At 66.7% G+C, this 1,265-nt stretch carries 2 protein-coding genes; both read right to left on the minus strand.

The features are described from left to right. Window positions 1–34: 34 nt before the first annotated feature. On the minus strand, window positions 35–805 hold the full coding sequence (gene istB / locus CHU93_RS04170) for an IS21-like element helper ATPase IstB (protein WP_094472898.1): 771 nt from the start codon (window positions 803–805) through the stop codon (window positions 35–37). Then, on the minus strand, window positions 802–1,265 hold a 464-nt coding region (locus CHU93_RS17475), incomplete at its 5' end, for a Mu transposase domain-containing protein (protein ID WP_423825891.1). The genes CHU93_RS17475 and istB, both read right to left, overlap by 4 nt.

A 1,265-nucleotide genomic window follows, 5' to 3' on the forward strand; every position in this document is an offset into this window, starting at 1 on the left:
GCCCCTGAAGTTTCGCTGCTGCTGTGAGGGGTGTTCAGGCTTTGAGGGCGTCCTCGAGGTCGCGCAGGCGATAACTGCGCCCCTTGATGTTGAGGACGTGGGCGCGGTGGAGCAGCCGGTCGAGGATGGCGGTGGCGAGGACCTCGTCACCGGCGAGCAGCTCGGTCCAGTCGCGGATGCTCTTGTTGGTGGTGATCATCATCGCGCCGCGGCCGTAGCGGTAGCTGACGAGGCGGAAGAACAGGCTGGCTTCCTCGCGGTTCAGCGGATCGTAGCCCATCTCGTCAATCAGCAGCAGCGCGCTCGACATGTACTTGCGCCCCTTGATCCTGGGCGGCGGCAACTGGGCGTCGTGGCGAAGCGCGGCCATGAGCTCGTCGAAGCGGTAGTACTGGACCGAGAACCCGAGCTGGACCGCGCGGATGCCGAGCGCGGCGAGGAGGTGCGATTTGCCCACGCCCGGCGGGCCTTGCAGCAAGACCACCTCGGCGTTGCGGATCCAGGTGCCGGTGGCGAGCGTGTCGATGCGCGAGCGCTCGATCGCTGGCTGGAAGGCAAAGTCGAAGTTCTCCAGCGTCTGGCCTGTAGGCAGCTTCGAGTTCTTGAGCATGACCCGCACCCGCCGCTCTTCGCGGCCAGCCAGCTCAGTCGTGAGCAGCCGGTCGAGAAAGACGTGCGCGCTGATCTCGTCGCGCACGGCCTCGCTCAGCAGATCCTCCAGCGCATCGGCGGCATGGCCGCAGGCCAGTTGCCCCAGCTTCTCGCGGGTGGCGTCGATATCGAGCCTGATCCGGGGGGCATTCATCGGGCCACCTCCGCCAGGCGGGCATAAAGCTCGAGGGAGCGATGCTGGACGCCACTGGCGGCGATCTCCTGCAGCTTGCGGCCCATCCGGCCAAGCGGCAACGGCGGCATCACCCGGGACGTGCCTTCGCCCTCGAAGTGGGCCGGATCGATGTTGATCAGCGCCTTTGTCCCGCGCGGGTGGGTGGCGATAGCTTCACAGTTCTTGAGGCACATGACCTGGCCGGACAGGCCGCGCACCTCGACATCCTGACGGATGAAGCGGAAAGGGACACTGTACTGACGCCCTTCGAAACTGACCATGCAGTCGTCGCCGACCCGGCGGCGTACAGCGACATCGAATGGCTCGGGCAGCGTCTCGGGAAGACGGGTCAGCAGACACCGCTCCTGTTCCCAGGCCTGCGCCACGCTGGTACCGGTCGCCGGGCAGCGCAGTTGGTCTGCGCGCTCGCTCATCCGCG

The organism is Sandarakinorhabdus cyanobacteriorum, assembly GCF_002251755.1.
In the GTDB taxonomy this organism is placed as follows: Bacteria; Pseudomonadota; Alphaproteobacteria; order Sphingomonadales; family Sphingomonadaceae; genus Sandarakinorhabdus; species Sandarakinorhabdus cyanobacteriorum.